The sequence below is a fragment of the Candidatus Nanopusillus massiliensis genome, assembly GCF_920984865.1.
In genome coordinates this window covers 598,983-599,651 of the sequence record NZ_OV100765.1, presented here as the reverse complement: position 1 = coordinate 599,651, position 669 = coordinate 598,983, and the positions used below count along the sequence as shown (strand labels likewise).

Here is a 669-nt window from a genome sequence, read left to right as displayed (position 1 = left end):
AAACTCATTAGGGTCNNGGGCGGGATTCGAACCCGCGATCTTCGGGTTGACAGGCCGACGCNTTACCACTAGGCTACCCGGACCATAAAAATTCTTTATCATTTATATTTTTAACCATTTATAANTTGAAGGCATTACACCATTTGGAGGATATGCTCTAGCAACAACCCATTCTTCATATTGGTATGAAGCAGCTCCACCAGTTCCTGCACCAATTTCTAATGTACCTTATTGGAAAGGATTATAATTAAATTATAATATGTACTACAAATATAATTTATATTATATGTATCTAATAGGTGTTAAAGGAGCCCATACTTGATTAGAATTATAAATATAATATCCTGTTTGTGCATATGTAGAATTAACTATTAAATATGAATAAACAGTTCCACCAGATGTTGGGAAAGATGTATAACTTAAATATTGATCTGTTACTGCAGATTTTAACATAACATATGGTTGTCCACCATAATATTTAAATTGTACAAATGTAGATGAACTAGTATGCTGGTGTGGAACCACCGTCTGTACCTCCTATATTAGTTACATCTACCTGACTANNTGTATTTCCAAATAAGGATATAGTATTTGCATCTGCACTTTGAGTATGATACCAGGCTTCTTCAACGATTTAAGGTATTTCTGGAATATTTTCATTATTTGGAG

1 protein-coding gene is annotated in these 669 nt (G+C 33.6%); it reads right to left on the bottom strand.

Annotated features, from left to right (window positions below; all coding sequences use genetic code 11):
- Positions 1-282: 282 nt before the first annotated feature.
- Complete coding sequence (locus tag LUA84_RS03850; protein WP_231434519.1) at positions 283-525, bottom strand: hypothetical protein; 243 nt, start codon at positions 523-525, stop codon at positions 283-285.
- Between the last annotated feature and the right edge of the window lie 144 nt (positions 526-669).